Raw genomic sequence first — 16,867 nt, forward strand, 5'->3', positions numbered from 1 at the left:
TTCACTCAGTTCCATTACTACGACTTGTTTAACCTTATCGATGATATGATTGTTTGGTTTAATGTCGCTGAGTTGTGTAATGGACGTGTGTCCGAACTTCTTGCATAGAAATTTTTGCTTTCGGATTCTAAAGTTTTAAAACTTGAAGGCGCTGTGTGGTCCTTTATGAATGACTGTTTTGGTACCATTATTAACCATTGGATTACCACATTTGTCACAGGTAGTAGCGTACGTTAGAGGAAGGTTCCACGTGACCGTGTCAGTACCATTGTGGTTCGTTTCGCTGAAATGTTGTTCTGCATTTAAATCAAACGTTAGATTTAAATTTGTTAATCCGAGTAAAATTCTGATATTGTTATCCATGTTGGGATATCCTTGCGAGGGTATTTTGGGCAGACCGGTTGCAGCCGGTAAGTCCTTTTTATTTTTACACCAAAAAAAGATACCAACAACCAATCGCGCGTGCGAGTGGTCATCAGTACCAAATATTTTAGAACCCTATTTTAAAAAAATAATGTTGCAAATTCGCAACAATTTCGACGTAAAAATAAACCAGTTAGCATTCCAAAATACAGGTACACTTGAGCGAAAGTAACATAGGAGTCATGTATGACTGTCACAGTACAAAGTAAGTTATATTTCCAAGCACAGCAAATTATTGCCTTGGAAGGAAATGCAAGTAAGGAATATGAACTATTGATACGCCGCGATATTGATGGGGTGTCAAGATTCCCTTATCAAGAATTTATTACAGCGATGACGCATCATGACCAGCATAAGCAATATGTTACAGAGCTTGCAGTCATTCTGCCAAAGGTTTTGAGCCATAACCCCAACTACACATTTTCGTTTAATTTGGATTATCAGGAATTATTTTATGAGGAAACCTTTGCGCTATTTGAGCAGATTGATCCAGTTTTGCGGTCACGTTTAAAGCTTGAACTCACAGAACGGTTACCGCTTTGCCGAACGAATGCGTATGATGAATTTTTACCCAAAGTGCAGTTAGAACGATTAGCTGCGCTTGGTTATGAGTTGGTGCTCGATGATTTTTTAACGGGCGTCAATTCATTGGCTGGTTTGTTCGAGATGCCACACCTGATTAGTCGGATTAAGATTTCTGTCTTGCATCTCAAGCGTTTCTTACCGCTCGATACCATCATTGACATTATTAATGTAATTGTGACAGCCATTGATGACATGACCTTAGAGGTGGTTATTGAAGGGGTTGAAGATAGTGATTTGATAAAAGATTTGCCAACTTCATGGCGGCAGCAATCTTTCTATTACTCAAGTCCGGTCAACATTGAGCCAATTACGTATTAATTTGGAGGTACTTAGCATATGGAAACGTTGATTTACGAATTTATTGGTGATCATATGATTGCCAAATTGCTATGTTTACCATCGATTATTGGTGCCATTTTTATCATACAATTTGGTTTGCAACGGCGTTTTATGAATAACCAAAAAATGTATCTGGTTACGTATACCTTGAATTTCTTGGCCTGGCTAGTGATTGCCAAAATTGTGTTTAATGATTTACAGGACGTCGTAGTGATTAATCCCTACGTGAATGACGTCTCGTTGATTTTGATTATCATGTTTTATTTTGTCATGATTGATACGCAACGTTATACGATTATTCCAATTACAATTAGCACGTTGTTATTCGATACAGTGTTATTGGTATCAAGTCATTTTAATGTTCGAATCGGTTTGTTAGTCACCGGTACAATTATATTTTTGGGTGTGAGTTATTACCTGAGTAAAAATCGTCACCGTATTATTGACAAGTTTGTTGAATATGAACTGGCCACATTTATTTTTAGTGCGGCAGCTTGGTTAATCGTTTTAGCAGTGCGCCGCGATATGCCACATAGCTTCGCAATTGTGTTCGTCGTAAAGTTCATGATTTTAATGACGATAGTGTATTATGGTAGTGTCTTTGTGCGCGACTTGGTGACACGTTTTAACAATTATGAAATTGAAGTGAACACAGACCCGTTAACAAATATGAAAAATCGGCGTTTGTTGGATAAGGTGCTGAATGAAATGGTGCCGTACTTCCGAGTTAAGCAATTACCGTTGACGCTAGGAATGTTCGACATTGATTCGTTCAAACAATTTAATGATACCTACGGTCATGATATGGGTGACTATGTGCTAACTCGCGTTGCAAATTTGGTTAACGATACGTTGCAACAACGAAACGCCGACGGTCAGGTTTTTCGTTACGGCGGGGAAGAATTCGTAATTGTTTTTCGCGGGGTAACGGCAGACGTTGCAGCGGAGCATTTAGCTACGGTAATGGATGTGATTCGTGATTATAATTTCGAGTTTGGAAACCATTATTTGACGGTTACCATTTCTGTTGGGGTGGCACCGATGTGTCCAATTGAAGCCAACGTTGACGATGTTTTGAAGCGGGCTGACCAAAGTTTGTATGAATCAAAACGACAAGGAAAAGACCGGTTGACAGTTAATCAACCGACAAATGTAGGGGAGAACTATGATTAAGAAGTGGCTATTGATGGTAATATCAGCCGTGCTAATTGGGTTAGGGGTTGGGATTAACCAACCGGCTTATGCAACCGTTGATTTTGATAGTATTCCATTAAGCGAGTTGCGTTTTCCATATGATGGTTTTAACGTACATCAATGGGGTATGGTCATGGATGACGATAAAATCGCGCTCGTGTTGAACATGAATCCAAAGGGCACCGGGCAAGGGTATGGTTTCCAAGGTTCGGGGTACCAGTTCAAATTGGCGGATCAGGTTGTTTACATGGATATGGCGTCTGGTAATTCAGCCCCAACAAAGCTGGGCGAATCTGCTTCAGTAACGTTTAATTTATATAACGCGACCACAGGCCTGAACCACCAAGTAACCGGTAAAATTGTGGTCCGTGACGCACCTAATAATAATACGACCCAGATTTTGATGATTGAAATACCAATTGCGGATATGGTGAGTAACCCGGCGTTAGTTGGTGATATTGAATTAACAAATGGGAATTTAGGTAGTCAATCAGTAGTTGTATCGGGTGCATCAACTGAACCAATAGTTGCGGCAACGCTCGGCGGTGTAATTGTGTTAGTGCTTGGAATTCTAATTTTCCAATCACATAGAAGGTAAGTTATATGTTTTGGTTAATAGTAGTACTCGGGGGTGCGTGGCTTTATGTGCTAAGTGTCCTCAAAAGAATTGGCTGGTCGGCAGCATACGTGGTGCTAGGTGTTGTGGGAACATTTTTTATTATTATTTCGTTGGCGAATAATAACGTCATTAGTTTTTTAATGCGTCTCAATACAAGTGGGGCGGGCGTTGTTGGCATGTTAACTGGTTTTTACACCGTAGCGCCAACGTTAGGCATTATTCACATTGTGAGCGGTCAAGGCGCTATTAATCTTTTCATCACCTATGAATGTTCAGCACTAATCGAATTAGCAGCTTACATCGCGCTGGTACTGTTTTTTCCTTTTTTTAAAAATTTGCAACAGCGCTTAAAGCTGTTAGGATTTGGGGTGGTTTATTTGTTACTTACGAATATGTTGCGCTTGACAGTAACTGCCTTGATTATTCATTTCTTAGGATTGTCATCATTGATTTGGGCGCATGTAATTGTTGGCCGTTTAATATTTTATATATTGACCATCATCCTTTATTTTTATGTGTTTACCCGTTCGCAAGTGTTACATATTAAGATTGGACGCTTTGATTTCAAGACTGGAGGTGCTTGATGCGAGGTTTGTTAACAGCGATTGCAAACCAGTTTCTATTTATTGGCGTATGGCTTTTATTGCCGATTTTAGTGGAAGTGATTCCCATTTTTGCAATTTATGTAAAGTTGAGTTTTAAAATTGTCATCAACTGGTTAAAGCGACATTTTCATCGTCGAAGCCGAATAACAAATCAGGATTTTTTGCCCATGATCGACGTTGTGATTCCCGTTTATAACTCCGCGGAGACGTTGGCCCGGTGTGTGACCTCGGTCATTACTGGTACTTATCCGCTTGAAAAAATCATTATTACATTGGTGAATAACGAAAGCACGGATCAGAGCTTCCAAATCTTTCAAAAGCTCCAACATGAATTTCCGACAGCGCGTATCATCTGGTTGGATGCCGCCCAGGGAAAATCGAACGCCCTTAATATGGCCCTTTACAATACGTCTAATAAATATTTTGTGCATATTGACAGTGATGGTTTGCTCGATAAAAATGCGTTGCTGAATATGGTGCAACAATTCGAGGCAGAACCACAAACAGTTGCGTTGACGGGGATTATTTTGACGCAAATCAGTCAAATTGCCCAATCATGGCGGTTACGGATTTTGCAATTGCTAGAATATCACGAGTATGCAGCGGCCTTTTTGGTTGGCCGGAACGCTGAAGCTGGTGCAAATAACATGTTTACCATGTCAGGGGCTTTCTCAGGCTTCCGACGTGCCCAGCTAGCAGAAACCTTTATGTTCAGTAGTGAGACAGTTGGTGAAGATGCACATATGACCTTTCAAATGCGTGCCAAAGGCCAAGTCAAATTAGCCCGTAATGCCATTTTCTACGTTGAATCAATCACTGATTTTAATACCTTGTATCGGCAACGTCAGCGGTGGCAAATTGGGGAAATGGAAGTTGTGCACATTTTTGAGAACCAAGCGATGCTCTCAATGCGCCACTTGCTCACCAATTTTATGATTCGCCGTTTATTAATTGACCATACGTTCTTGTTTCCACGCCTAATTTGGTTTTTTGCGCCACTTGTATTGGTGGCTCAAGGATTCTCCTGGCAGATGCTGGGTTTGATTTACCTGGCCATGTACGGGTTGTACGTATTTGTTAGTGGTTTATTTTTCTTGTTGGCACAGGTGTATTTAAAGCCTTTTCGACCGGCTTATCGCATGTATGTGAAAACCTGGTACATCACGTTACTGATGCCCGCCTATAAGTTTGTGTTGTCGTGGGTGTTGTTGTTTGCTTTGTTAAATAGAGCAACTGAACGAAAATGGCAAGGACAGGGTTTGAGTGATGAATTGGTGAAGTTTCGTCAGCTGGTCACTGCGGATGCGCGAAAGTTACGGACGACGTTAAAACGGGAGAAATCATGAGACAAAAAATTTTAACCGGCGTTGATTGGAGTGCCTTGGTACTATTCAGCCTATTATTTGGTATTACTGTCATTTCAGCGGGGTTATCTGTTAATTTGAAATTAACGGATGTCACGCTGGGATCAGTGGTTGTGTTGCTTATCGGGGGCGGGTCATACGTTCTGACGCAAACTAATTTGTGGCTCTCACCAGGTACACGCCAGTTGGTTGTCAGTTGGAGCCTGTTTATTGCGGCGATTGTCGGGCAAGTCGTTGTTGCTTATCAGTTTCACCCGGCAATTGGGTTCGATGCTGGTGCGGTTCACGATGCATTACGCCATGCGGATGACGTTAACTTGATTGGTTATTTTAGTCAGAATATTAACAATTTGCCAATCCTGATGCTTTTTGATGCGCTAGCTGACCTATTCCACACGAAGAGTTGGTTCTTCTTTGATCTTGTGAGTATTGTATGTGTTGATCTCGCTTTACTAATCAATGTCGGCACGATGGCACTGGTCCAAAGCGATAACTGGCGACGGCTACTTTGGTTAGAAACAGTATTTATGACTGTCTTTCCATGGATTTTAGTCCCATACACAGACACGGTTGTGATGCCAGTGGTGGCCGTTTTGCTACTAGCGGCGGCTGGGTTATTAAATAGTCGCCGTTGGTCTTTACGGGCTATCTGGTCCCTTACGCTGGTCTTTGCGGGTGTGTTGGCTTATTTCATCAAACCATCAGCTATGATACCAGCGATTGCAGTGGCCTTAATTATTGTGCGAAGAATTGTTCAAACGCAACTTTGGCGTGATTGGCGAAAAATAGGACAAGGGCTATTGTTGGTGATTGTCTGCGTTGTAACCGTTGTGGGAACTGTGCAGTGGGGACAACTCCAAATTGATCAGCAAACAGTCATTCGGGTTAATAAAGGCTTGGCAATTCCACCAATTCATTTTATGAGCATGGGTGTTGCTGGGGATGGTGGTTACAATGAACGGGATGCATTAAAAATGGCCACACTACCCAAGCGAGCTGATAAAGTCGCTTATTCGAAGGCACAGTTGTTGAAGCGTTTGCGCCAACGTGGAGTTTTAGGCTATGTAACATTCTTAGTTCGTAAGCAAGGGTTAAATACCGCTGACGGTTCGTTCGCCTGGTTGCGAGAGGGTCATTTTTTTGCAAAGCCGCATGATGTACAGTCCTGGCGCGGTCTTGCGGCATGGTTGACGCCAAGCGGACGTCATCTAAAAGATTTTCAATTTTTGGCGCAAATTTGGTGGTTGTTTTTACTGTTAATAATCTGCGTTGGGTTGCGTCGCCAGACCGATTGGCAACGATTACTGCAACTCGGGCTGATTGGCGCATTTATGTATTTGCTCCTATTCGAGGGTGGACGTAGCCGGTATGTGATTCAATTTTTACCGCTGTTCTTTTTGTTGGCAGGGAGCAATGCTGATATTGCGTGGCAGGCATTGAATCGACTTGGACAGCAAAGCGTCTGGTTGTTTTTCGGAAAGGAAATGAAATGATTGAAGCACGTTATCGATTAAAATTCTATATCAATGCGTACCACTTTATTCGTTGGCAAGGTCATGATGGCGCGGTGCACCCGCATACCTGGGAAATCGTGAGTGACTTCTCTAGCTTGGCGGATGAAGAGGTGCCCTTTACAGACTATGAAAAGAAGATTGGTACCTTTTTAGCGCAATATGATGGCCAGGTTTTAAATGATGTACCACCATTCGATAAGATTAATCCGACCGTTGAAAATTTTGCGACTGAAATTTTTCAACGATTACGTGTTCACCCAGAATTAATTGGGGCGCATGTTATGTTGGAAAAATTAGAAGTGAGTGAAGGACCAACACGGTCATATATCTTGACGAACCTTGATTAAGGTAGTGTGACATGAAAAAGGTGTTAATTTGGATTGGGTCTTTGCTTGGTGTGATTGTAGTTGCCTGGGGGACCGTGCTAATCATCGGCCAGGGCGGCGGTTTTTCAATTAATCCGCAAGCTCGTACGATACGTACCAGCACAGGACATCGACAATGGACGAAACAAGATTTTGATGGACTTCAGACGCTGGATTGGGACGCAGCGTCAGATGAGCAATATAACAATATTGCAGCAACAATTGTTCAACCGGATTTGGTGAAAGATGAGCGCATTAAATTGAGCCAATCAAATACGATTTCCCGTCGCACACAAACCTGGCATTTGGCACATGCGACGGTGGTTTTAAGATTTTATCAGTATGATGAGGCAAGTGATTGGGTGCTTCATGATAAGACCTGGTTAACAAAGTGAGTAGTAGTGGTTAAGAGTGAGAGCAATCCTCAGTGTGATGAAACGGTCATGCTGAGGGTTTTATTGTAGCGTTTAAAAAGGTGGTAACTAATTTTTTTCTGATTAGTGTGTTGTCGGTGAAGCTTAAATTTTGAAACAGCAAAATGTTTTGACCGCTCATAAGGCTGAACTACCTAATAATAGTAAATGTTCACAGGGATGTGAAAATAAAATATTTTTCATGAGGTATTGAGTAATGAAGACGAAGTCACTTCTAAGCAATGCTGCCGTTTTGGCAACGATGGTGGGGATTTGGATGCCAGCAATGGCAGTTAGCGCTGACAACGTAACGTTGCCCGCAGCAACCGACACAACAGAAAACAACGCAAGCGAATCTGTATCTGGGGTTTCAGAAGAAATTGTGCAAGTTGAGCAAGGTTACTTGACACTAGATGGTGTGCCAGACATGAACTCTGGGATGGCAGCACAAGCAAAGACGGCTAATGAAAACTTGCCTTTGATTAATAACGCTGGTTTGATTGATGACAACGGTAATGATTCAGGCTTGTTAAAGGTGACTGATTCACGTACGGCTGCAGCGTCCAAAAGATGATGGTAAGACGCCAATGGCTGCCGAAACAACGACAATGCCTTGGCAATTGACGGCTACGTTGGGCGATTTACATCGACTGACGGTGCCACGTTAACTTCTTCAAAGGATTGGGAAATTCACTTGAACCAAACTAAGTTGATGTCAGCTGACAACACGCAACACCGGGTGATGCAATCAGCACAAGGCACGGGTTACGGTAGCACAACAGTTTATTACAGCAAGGCTAAAGACGCTGCCCTAGATATGGGCGCTAATGTGCCAGAAGGTAAGTACTCAGCAACAATTACGTGGACGTTGAATGCGACTCCTGATGTATCAGTAAACTAAAAACGATACTGTTTTTGGATCCTTGCAAGAGGCTCCTTTTTCGTTGAGAGGAATGGAAAATGAATATTGGTATTTCTCAGGTCTATCCCGACAATCAAATTACCACAAACGGCATTTTTGACTTGAAAGTGAAAACAGGCCAGGTGGAAACGCTAAAACTAAAGATTGCGAATCTTTCTCACGAGACCCCAAAATTGATTGTGCAACCGACCACTGCCTACACCAACAATGCCGGAACGATGGCATTGGACCATGTGACGGTATCTAAAAATAAATCTCGTCGAGTGGATTCTCGCATGCTAGTCACAAAACATGATCGAAAACAGATCCGTGACTGCACCAGCCGGTGAAATTGCCATGGTCGAGATGCCAATTAAGGTAACCAATAAGGCCTTCGATGGGATCGTCGTCGTACTGGTGAAGAGTGATGACCAAACATCACCCTTTGCAAAGAAAGAGGTCTCAGTTAAAAATAAGTTTGTCTATGCCATGGGAGTTGTCTTGAAGGAGTTTGGTCAAACAGCTGTGCCGAAGTTAACGCTGGGCAAAATCCAACCTAAAATCGTTGGCAATGACATTAAGATTAAGACCATCTATAAAAATAATAAACCGGCCATCATTAGTTATATGGCCTTGCATGCCAAAATAACTAATCGACAAACCGGTCAAGTGATGGAAAAGACAGCTGATACGAGGGGTATGAGTGTCGCACCAAATTCAACGTTTAAATACGCTAATAATTGGCATGGACACAAAATAAAGCCGGCAGCTATCATTATCATGCAACGATTACGGCTGCAAATGGGCAACATTGGCAATTAGAAAAAACTTTAGATGGTTAAAGCCGGGCAGACGTGGTTTGGCAACAAAATGAAGGTTTGCACTTGCATGTTGATGGCAGCACAAATCAACCTAGAGAGTATCGAACACAGCTAGAATGGCAAGTGAATATGGGCTACTAGCTTCTGGTAACCGTGGTCAATGTTGACCACAGTTTTTCTGTGTGTTGCCATGATACACTGGAAGCAAAGGAAAGGTGACGGGGATGAATAAGAAAGTAATTATTGGGAGTGTTGCAGCAGCTATTGTCGTGGCTGGCGGTGCCAGTTATGCCGTACTGCACACGCCAAAGGTCCAATTTGGAACGCATTTATTGGCAATGGTCAAAGCAGACGATAATCGTTATCAATATACAGCATCGATGCCAGACAACAGTCAGTACCGTATTAACGGATTGGCCAAGCTAGACGCTAAGGATCGTCAAAAAGTGATGTTATCAACAACGGTCGCTGATGACGATACCAAATTAACATATGACATCAAGAAGAATGGCAAGACAACCTATGTGTCAGCAGGATTCCTGAGTGATATGTTTCAATCGGCTGATGTTAAGGATGTCCCTGATTTTTCAACGGTACTACAAAATGTGTGGATGAAAGGGGATAATAAGAGATATGCCAAGGTTGAATCAGAACAGGTTCAGACTGATGCTAAGCAAATTGCTAAGTGGTTTACCGACTTAGATGGGCAAAAATTCAGTAAAGTTGGTGCGGGTTATCAAGTTAAGCTCAACCGGGCAGACTTGAAGCGTTTGGTAACAGTTGTTGGTCAAACAGAAACTGCTAAACAGTTAAAGGTCGACGGTTGGGACAAACTTCGTGATGAAATCAATGATATGAAGAAGCCGGAAGTCATTGTGACCGTCGCGAAGGATGCCCATAAGTTATCTTTACGTGCCACTTCGGATCAAGCAAGTTATGTCAAAGCCTCGGTTGTGGGCACACGTCAAGCGGGTCAAACCGTAGTGATGCCGGCTGCCAAGCATGTTAAAACAGAGAAACAATTAGAAAAAATGTTGACGGCAATGGTATTGCAATACGCGTTCAATGACATGTCAGGTAGTTGGGGCGAGTAGCAGGCCTTGAAAAGCACTTTGTGATTGATCGTATACATCGCACAAAGTGCTTTTTGTATCCTGGAAATCAGACGATTTTTCAAATGTTTTTATGTCGCGATAATGATGATGTAGAATAACAAGGGTATGTCTCTTGCTGAAAATAGAATAGGAGCAAAAATGATTATTGATAAAGCGGTAGCTGTTGTCCAGCATTTGCTGGCGGAAGGCTATCAAAATTTTAAAATGTCGTTTCGGATTGGCAGTTATGGCCCCAAAATCGGTGTTGATACCATTGTTTTACGCTCGGGTGAGTCGTTTCGATGGTTTGTGGGATTATCATTAACCCTCGCGGAAGGCCCAGTACGCATGCTTATAGGGATCTATACGACAACGTCCCATGGGCAAGAGGAATTTAATCCATATTGGACCACTGTTGCGAATACAGCCATTCAACGATTTATTAAAACTGAAATTGGCGATTTTTGGACGGCGTACTTTGAACACGTCATACAAGTAGGGCATCTGATTGCTGAAGAGCATAGTGTGGAGTATTTGGCGAATGAACTTGAGTTGTATCATGCTGATATTCATCAACACGAGTTGCATTCAAAGGTACCTGAACGTTTTCGAACTTGGCCCATGGCTGTCCAAACGGTGGCTGCTGAGGCAAGTGGTGGTGACAACGGCCAGACAGTAACCGTTTTCGGTCGTTCTTTTGCGATGTTCCTACGTGAACACGGTGAACAAATCGTTTGGTCAGGTGATCCCTTGCAGAGTCAGGTTTATAATTATTTTGCTAAAGAAAGGTAATGGTCTTAAGTATGTGTCAAAGCGTCTGTTCTGATAAAAAATGGATAAATTGTCGACTAGCGTGTCCGTGATGTTTAACATCGTGGCCACGCTATTTTTTGCCCTAAAATCAAGATTATTCCCAATAGTGAGCTAACGTAGCATGCTTTTGCACTGTTTACTTACTTTTTGTCGAAAAGGCAGCTTAGCTACTCACTTTTAAGACAAAATCATAAATTGCTAATTTCCTTTGCTAAAATCATCACGGATTGCGAGTAGGTTATAAGAAGTTAGAGGAGTTTTGATAAGGGTGATCAAGTTAAAGTTCACAAAAAGTTGTATAAGTCCGGCAAAATGTGGGTTGCGACGGCTTTGGTAACAGGCGGTGCCTTGTTGGCTGTCCCACAGAGCGCTGATGCAGTCGCTGGACCGATGATTTTTGCCAATACGTCTTGGACTGTGGGAAAGAATACCATTTCACTGCAGCAAGATGGCAAGGCAGATACGTTCCAATATGCTGGCAGCCGCATGTATTTGAATGTGTTTGATTCGAAAACACATCATTTTCAGACAGCAAGATTGTTAGTGTGACATTTAGTAATATCGCTTTACGTACTGATAGTAACGGTCACAAGGTTTACATCTAACGTGCGTACGTTAATGTTAGTAGTAAGAAGGTGGCAGTTTACCGCGGTGTTACCAAGGGGTACAACGGTAATTTGGTTATCATCAATGATTAGATGACAACGAAGAAGCCAGATATTAAGAAGTTAAGCGCACTGTCTTATAAGCAGGGACAATATTACACATCATACGCCTTAACTGAACTGATCAATGGCGCTTCAATGAAAAGCGGATTACGGTTAAGACGTCAGCTAAAAATGCAACGGTATTCAATTCATTTAGTAACGGATCAGCAGTTAAGTTAACGGCATTTGCTAGTCGGGCATACGGGGCTTATTCATTTTACGGAGGTCAAACGCCAGCATCCTAAGCTAGTGCAGCCGGCAAATACTACACACCAACTGCCAAGGGTAAGTGGCGATTGGAAGATTACTACTCATTGACGTACAAAACGGGAAATGATTATAAGTACGCTTTAGTGCCGGGTTCAAAATTGACGCTGACCGCTACAAAGTCATACGCGAATGCATCAATAAAGTCGGCGATGGCGTATGCACAATTACAAGTAGCTGATTAAAGTACACGACGACAATTGAGTACCAGTATCGTGATGGTAAGTCAGCCGGAACGGATGTGAAAAAGTCGGTCTATTATGCGGATAAGATTAATTACACAGTACCAGCGAAAACAGGATATTCTGCGGTATTAGGCTAAAATAACAATTTTTGCATTAGAAAAGACGAAGCCAGGTTACTATAACTACACTAAGTCTGACCAAACAATGAAGGTGATTTATCTACCAACATCAGCGGACTATTATAAGAAGGTCAATGTTAAGCTACCAACGACGACGGGTATTTACGAACATTCAAATTGGATGTCTTCAAATGATCAACTTGAAACTTGGGCGAGTGCCGGTTCAGAATATTACATGTGGTATGGTGAGTCAAAGGGTGACATGTACTGGGCAGAGCAACAGGCGGAAAAGAATTTTGCCTCTGTTATGTCTAACGCGGCGACAAATTCGTACATGTCATGCACGGCGAGTCAAGCTGCTGGGGAGTCGCAATATAGTGTGTCATCTAGTCACAGCAGTGTGGCAAGTTCATCAGTAGTATCGAGTGCTAGTGTGAAGCCATCAAGCAGTTCGTCTGCGGTATCTTCAAGCTCAGTGGCTAGTTCATCAGTTACGTCATCAAGTTTGGTTGCTTTTTCAAGTGTTGCGAACAGTTTAGCTGTTACTAGCCAATGGTTGAATGATTTGAATGTATTGCGTGCGAAGGAACGAACACCGTTGACTTCTGATATGGCGTCAGATAAGGGTGGAGCAGGTTCTGATGAAGGTAAGTCACTTGACTCGTTGACGCAAGATGCCGAATGGACGAAGTGGTCCCAAATGCGTGCGGAAGAGTTGGCTGCACAAGGGTCGATTTCACACGCCGACATGAAGAATGGCGCGCCAACTTGGACAGTTAATAGTGGACAGATTGAAGGGGCCATGTTCTTATCACCGACATTCGATTTCAGTAAGCAAGTTAATGGTCCAGAAGTACTTGCTATATGGTCTGGTGGCACACAGAACCCGATTAATATGTGGGCGAGTGAGTTACAGGATGGGTCACAAGGCTATGACCACTACTTAACGGAAGTGTCACCATTTACCAATAAGGTTGGTTTTGGTTATGCCAAGACAGCTAGCAAGGCGATAATCGCTGTTATGGAAATCGGTTATAATAAATAAGATTTTTAATAAAGAGAGATGGGTAAGGATTATTAGTGAGCAGAAAGTGAAGTTACGTAAAAAATTGTATAAGTCCGGTAAACATTGGGTGGTTGCGGGGATTGCCTTTTTTGGCATGACGCGGGATTAACAACGGGTGCTTCAGCAGATGGTGATGTCGTGCCAGCTGTTCAGACTGAGCAAGTTGAAGTAGAAGCGGTCACGTCAATTAGTCAAACACCAGTTGCTTCGGTGGCAACGATCAGCCAAGATGAGTATACGAATGTGGTGGCCAGCAGTTCGGCCCTGACTATCACATCTGAATCAAGTAGTTTGGTTGGCACGAGTAACGTGGCGAGTGCATCTACGTCTAAATCGTCGTCTGTGTTGTACCAGATGCCAGTTCATCAGTCACGTCATACGTAAGCGTTGAGTCAAGTGCTGCTAGTGACGTGCAAGTGCCATCTGACGCTGTGAAAGTGACAGATGAAGTTAAACCAGATGGTACGGAAGATAAGGCGTATGCATTGGATGAAGTAGCTGCTAGTACTTCAGCTGATGCACAATAACCTGCATCAGATCAAGTTATTGTGGCACAATCAGCCCCAGCCATTCAGAGAGGAGTAAAAGACGTACGTAGCCGGAAAGTTGGCCAAAACGACGATGAACGGTGTGCTTTATAAGGCAAGCATGGCGTTTAATGGCATGAACCCAACTAACAAAAAAGACTTATGTTGCTGGTAAATTAGCCAACACAACTGTTATGGGAATTCTTTATAGGAATAGGACTGCCTTTAGTGGTTTGAAGGCCGACAAAATGACGGTTGGTCAGACAACCTATCTGTTCCGTAATGGGGCGATGGTCAAGAATAAGTACGTTAAGTCGCAATGGGGTAACTACTATTTCTTTGGGGCTGACGGAAAAATTGGCACTGATGTGGTTCGGATGAATGGCATATATTACTACTTCGATTACAAAACTTATTTGATGCACAAAAATACGTACGATAAGTCACGTCGGGGCACATGGTACATATTTGGCGGGGATGGTAAGGACTTTAGTGGTTACAAGTATTGGTATGGTCAGTTGTTCTACTTCAAGCCGGGGACGTACGAGAAAGCAACGAACCAGTACGTTTATGAAAATGGTAACTGTTACTGGGCCGACAAAAATGGTGTCGTGACATCAGGTAATCCCCAAATTGAAACGGTGATTGCGACCGGTTCAACCATTGTTGGTAAGTCACCGTATAACTGGGATTGTGGCCGCACACCGCAATCGATTGCGCTATGTCAATTTGATTGCCCATCACTTGTGCACTGGGCGTAGGCAAGTGCAGGCGTTGAGCTAGGAGATTATCGCACAGTCTTTACGTACTCAGAAGTGAATTTAGGCCAGGGAAGTAATTGGAATTACATTAATCATGGGGATATCTTCCTCATGGATTGGGTGGCATTTTGCATGGGACTTCGCTTACTATACTGGTAAGGATGGTCGTGCAGCCTTTGCCCAAGTGTTACAATCACTTGACTAAATCTCAGTGAAAGTGCAAAATTTTAGAGTTAGTTTTATTCAGGAGAGAAGAGAATCGTGACTAAAAAAATCGGACGTATCATTCTGATCATGGTGATGATAATGTTGGTGATCGGCTTGTCGCTGGTGACGATGTCGGCTTCGCCACTGTATCGTACCAATCAGTGGGTGGATACGAATGCAATGTTTTCAATGGGCCGGGCGTTGGCTTCGGGGATGGTGCCATATCGCGATATTGTCGAGCAACGTGGTCCGTTGATGTTTGGCTTGTTTGCTATCGCGTCATTTATTTCAAAAACGAGTTTTATTGGCGTGTTTGTTATCGAAGTGGTTAACGCTTTAGTTGTGTACTTCTTTGCAAGCAAAATCGCTATGTTTTATTTTGATAATAAGAATGTTGCTAGCGTACTGGGCTTGTTAGGTCCAGGGGTGATGGTGGGTACACACGCCTTTGAATTAGGCGGCGCTCCGGAAGAGTTTGCTTTCCCGGTTATCATGGGCTTCATTTATTTAGCGTTCTTGTGGCAACGCCAAAACAAGCAATTGCGCCCATGGCTGTACCTGATGGCCGGCTTTGGTTTGTTTTATGTCTTTTGGGTCAAGTACGCCATGATTGGTGCATTAATTATTTTCTTTCTATATATAGGATTTGGTTTGTTGGCTGATCGAAATTGGCGTGGCCTACTGACGGCAATTGGTCTGTCGTTACTTGGCTTCCTTGTGCCATCGGCGGTGATGATGGGTGTTTTTTACCGACACCATGCCTTACAATCGTTGATTGATGTGTATTTCAAAATGAATATGATGGCGTATGGTGAAAATCAAAATGGCATAATCTCACAGTTAGTTAACTCACTTTGCTTGTTTGCGGAACCGATTAATCAGCACTGGCTTATTACATCGATTACAGCAATTGGCTTGGTACTGACAAAGATTGGTCGCCAACGGAGTATGTTGTTCATGATGTTCTTCGGCACGGTGGCGATGTTAGTCTTGACGCATTTTGTGCGAGAGTACTATGTCTTATTACTGATGCCATTCTTTGTGGTGGCATTATTCCAACTATTTGCCTGGTTGATTAATTGGCAGAAAGAATTATTGCGACCGGTTATGTTGTTGGTCATGATTGGCATTTTTGTCATACCGTTTTATGGTAATTCTTACATTAAAACGGCAACCCCACGTGATGCCCATCAACCATTTTTGGCTCGCCATGGGCAGCCGACTGATCAAAGCGTGCAAGAACGTTTTGCGGCGGATATGCATAAAAAATCCAAGCACCCAAGCATCTTGATGGTTAATTCATTAGATTCCGGGTTCTTCTTGGCAGCCGATACGCGTCCAGTGACGCGATACTTCCACTTAATGAACATGACGTATGATGAGTTCCCTGAAATGTATCATTCATTTTCAGATACAATGACGCATCGGCGTGTCCAATATGTTGTGGTATTTGTACCTGGTAATCAGCCACTGGCGATTGATATGCGGAATGCTTTGAACGGGGTACACCCGTACAACAAGGCGCCATTGGTGAAAAATTACCGATTGATTGATACTGGCTATCAATTGCTGGCGGGTAAGCCAAAGAATTGGGCGTTGTTTGAATTGAAATAGTTTTAAAAAGCACGAGAGAACGGTTCACTCGTGCTTTTTTGTATTGATTCTAGGAAACTAATGCTAAACAACGCAAATCTCATACAAATTAGACCTAAATACGAGTATACTTATTTGCTGTAAGGAGAAATAATGGAGAATGATATGAGGAAGACTATGATCCGGTTCTGATGTCAAGACTCCGGACTTTTTTCGAGCCCGCTAGGGCTCGTGCCCCGAAAATTTTTCAAAATGGCCTGATTTCGTACAGATTTCGGCTCATTTTTAACTGAATATACGTAATATCAGTTGTAAGCACGTGACTTAGATCATCCAGATTGCCGATAAGATTTGGCATCTGATCTTTGTCATTGACCGTTGTGGG

The 16,867-nt window shown here is 42.7% G+C and carries 19 protein-coding genes and 1 pseudogene; all 20 read left to right on the top strand.

The genetic code is table 11. The features are described 5' to 3' along the window. Window positions 1–609 precede the first annotated feature (609 nt). The 20 genes and pseudogenes from EST42_RS06080 (at window position 610) to EST42_RS06175 (ending at window position 16,503) form a co-directional block, all read left to right on the top strand. Entirely contained in the window at window positions 610–1,326 is a 717-nt protein-coding gene (locus EST42_RS06080) for an EAL domain-containing protein (RefSeq protein ID WP_134644658.1), read from the top strand. Between the two features lie 18 nt (window positions 1,327–1,344). Then, window positions 1,345–2,520, top strand: coding sequence for a GGDEF domain-containing protein (locus EST42_RS06085; RefSeq protein ID WP_134644659.1), 1,176 nt, complete (start codon window positions 1,345–1,347; stop codon window positions 2,518–2,520). Next, on the top strand, window positions 2,513–3,139 hold the full coding sequence (locus EST42_RS06090) for a Firmicu-CTERM sorting domain-containing protein (protein ID WP_134644660.1): 627 nt from the start codon (window positions 2,513–2,515) through the stop codon (window positions 3,137–3,139). Before EST42_RS06085 ends, EST42_RS06090 begins: the two co-directional genes overlap by 8 nt. Before the next feature lie 5 nt (window positions 3,140–3,144). Continuing rightward, a complete protein-coding gene (gene xrtG, locus EST42_RS06095) occupies window positions 3,145–3,744 on the top strand; it encodes an exosortase family protein XrtG (RefSeq protein WP_134644661.1) in 600 nt (199 codons plus the stop codon). Next, window positions 3,744–5,111, top strand: coding sequence for a TIGR03111 family XrtG-associated glycosyltransferase (locus EST42_RS06100; protein ID WP_134644662.1), 1,368 nt, complete (start codon window positions 3,744–3,746; stop codon window positions 5,109–5,111). Before xrtG ends, EST42_RS06100 begins: the two co-directional genes overlap by 1 nt. After that, the gene (locus EST42_RS06105) at window positions 5,108–6,622 is read left to right on the top strand and encodes a glycosyltransferase family protein (protein ID WP_134644663.1); all 1,515 of its coding nucleotides are present in this window, start codon (window positions 5,108–5,110) and stop codon (window positions 6,620–6,622) included. Before EST42_RS06100 ends, EST42_RS06105 begins: the two co-directional genes overlap by 4 nt. Next, window positions 6,619–6,990, top strand: coding sequence for a 6-carboxytetrahydropterin synthase (locus tag EST42_RS06110; RefSeq protein WP_245150418.1), 372 nt, complete (start codon window positions 6,619–6,621; stop codon window positions 6,988–6,990). The genes EST42_RS06105 and EST42_RS06110 overlap by 4 nt, the downstream gene beginning before the upstream one ends. A gap of 11 nt (window positions 6,991–7,001) precedes the next feature. Continuing rightward, complete coding sequence (locus EST42_RS06115) at window positions 7,002–7,403, top strand: hypothetical protein (protein WP_134644664.1); 402 nt, start codon at window positions 7,002–7,004, stop codon at window positions 7,401–7,403. 235 nt (window positions 7,404–7,638) lie between these two features. Next, window positions 7,639–7,995, top strand: a complete 357-nt coding sequence (locus EST42_RS06120; protein WP_134644665.1) for a hypothetical protein — start codon at window positions 7,639–7,641, stop codon at window positions 7,993–7,995. A 39-nt stretch (window positions 7,996–8,034) separates the two neighbouring features. Next, window positions 8,035–8,322, top strand: a complete 288-nt coding sequence (locus EST42_RS06125) for a WxL domain-containing protein (protein ID WP_134644666.1) — start codon at window positions 8,035–8,037, stop codon at window positions 8,320–8,322. 59 nt (window positions 8,323–8,381) lie between these two features. Then, window positions 8,382–8,672, top strand: coding sequence for a WxL protein peptidoglycan domain-containing protein (locus tag EST42_RS06130; RefSeq protein ID WP_134644667.1), 291 nt, complete (start codon window positions 8,382–8,384; stop codon window positions 8,670–8,672). After that, window positions 8,653–9,144: a WxL protein host-binding domain-containing protein gene (locus EST42_RS06135; protein WP_167711134.1), complete on the top strand. Its 492-nt coding sequence runs from the start codon at window positions 8,653–8,655 to the stop codon at window positions 9,142–9,144. Before EST42_RS06130 ends, EST42_RS06135 begins: the two co-directional genes overlap by 20 nt. Before the next feature lie 223 nt (window positions 9,145–9,367). Further along, a complete protein-coding gene (locus tag EST42_RS06140) occupies window positions 9,368–10,237 on the top strand; it encodes a hypothetical protein (RefSeq protein ID WP_134644669.1) in 870 nt (289 codons plus the stop codon). A 126-nt stretch (window positions 10,238–10,363) separates the two neighbouring features. Next, window positions 10,364–11,029, top strand: coding sequence for a hypothetical protein (locus EST42_RS06145; RefSeq protein WP_134644670.1), 666 nt, complete (start codon window positions 10,364–10,366; stop codon window positions 11,027–11,029). A gap of 306 nt (window positions 11,030–11,335) precedes the next feature. Then, window positions 11,336–11,599, top strand: a pseudogene (locus EST42_RS06150) (KxYKxGKxW signal peptide domain-containing protein); the annotation flags it as partial. Between the two features lie 454 nt (window positions 11,600–12,053). Further along, window positions 12,054–12,209 (top strand): hypothetical protein, encoded by a 156-nt coding sequence (locus EST42_RS10530; protein WP_167711136.1) that lies wholly within the window; start codon window positions 12,054–12,056, stop codon window positions 12,207–12,209. Between the two features lie 204 nt (window positions 12,210–12,413). Beyond that, complete coding sequence (locus EST42_RS06155; RefSeq protein WP_134644672.1) at window positions 12,414–13,373, top strand: CAP domain-containing protein; 960 nt, start codon at window positions 12,414–12,416, stop codon at window positions 13,371–13,373. A 46-nt stretch (window positions 13,374–13,419) separates the two neighbouring features. Further along, a complete protein-coding gene (locus tag EST42_RS11580) occupies window positions 13,420–13,503 on the top strand; it encodes a KxYKxGKxW signal peptide domain-containing protein (RefSeq protein ID WP_425335777.1) in 84 nt (27 codons plus the stop codon). Window positions 13,504–14,169: 666 nt separating this feature from the next. Then, a complete protein-coding gene (locus tag EST42_RS06170; protein WP_134644674.1) occupies window positions 14,170–14,682 on the top strand; it encodes a hypothetical protein in 513 nt (170 codons plus the stop codon). Between the two features lie 261 nt (window positions 14,683–14,943). Next, complete coding sequence (locus EST42_RS06175; protein WP_134644675.1) at window positions 14,944–16,503, top strand: hypothetical protein; 1,560 nt, start codon at window positions 14,944–14,946, stop codon at window positions 16,501–16,503. Window positions 16,504–16,867 lie beyond the last annotated feature (364 nt).

The organism is Weissella cibaria (assembly GCF_004521965.1).
GTDB classification, from domain to species: Bacteria; Bacillota; Bacilli; order Lactobacillales; family Lactobacillaceae; genus Weissella; species Weissella cibaria_A.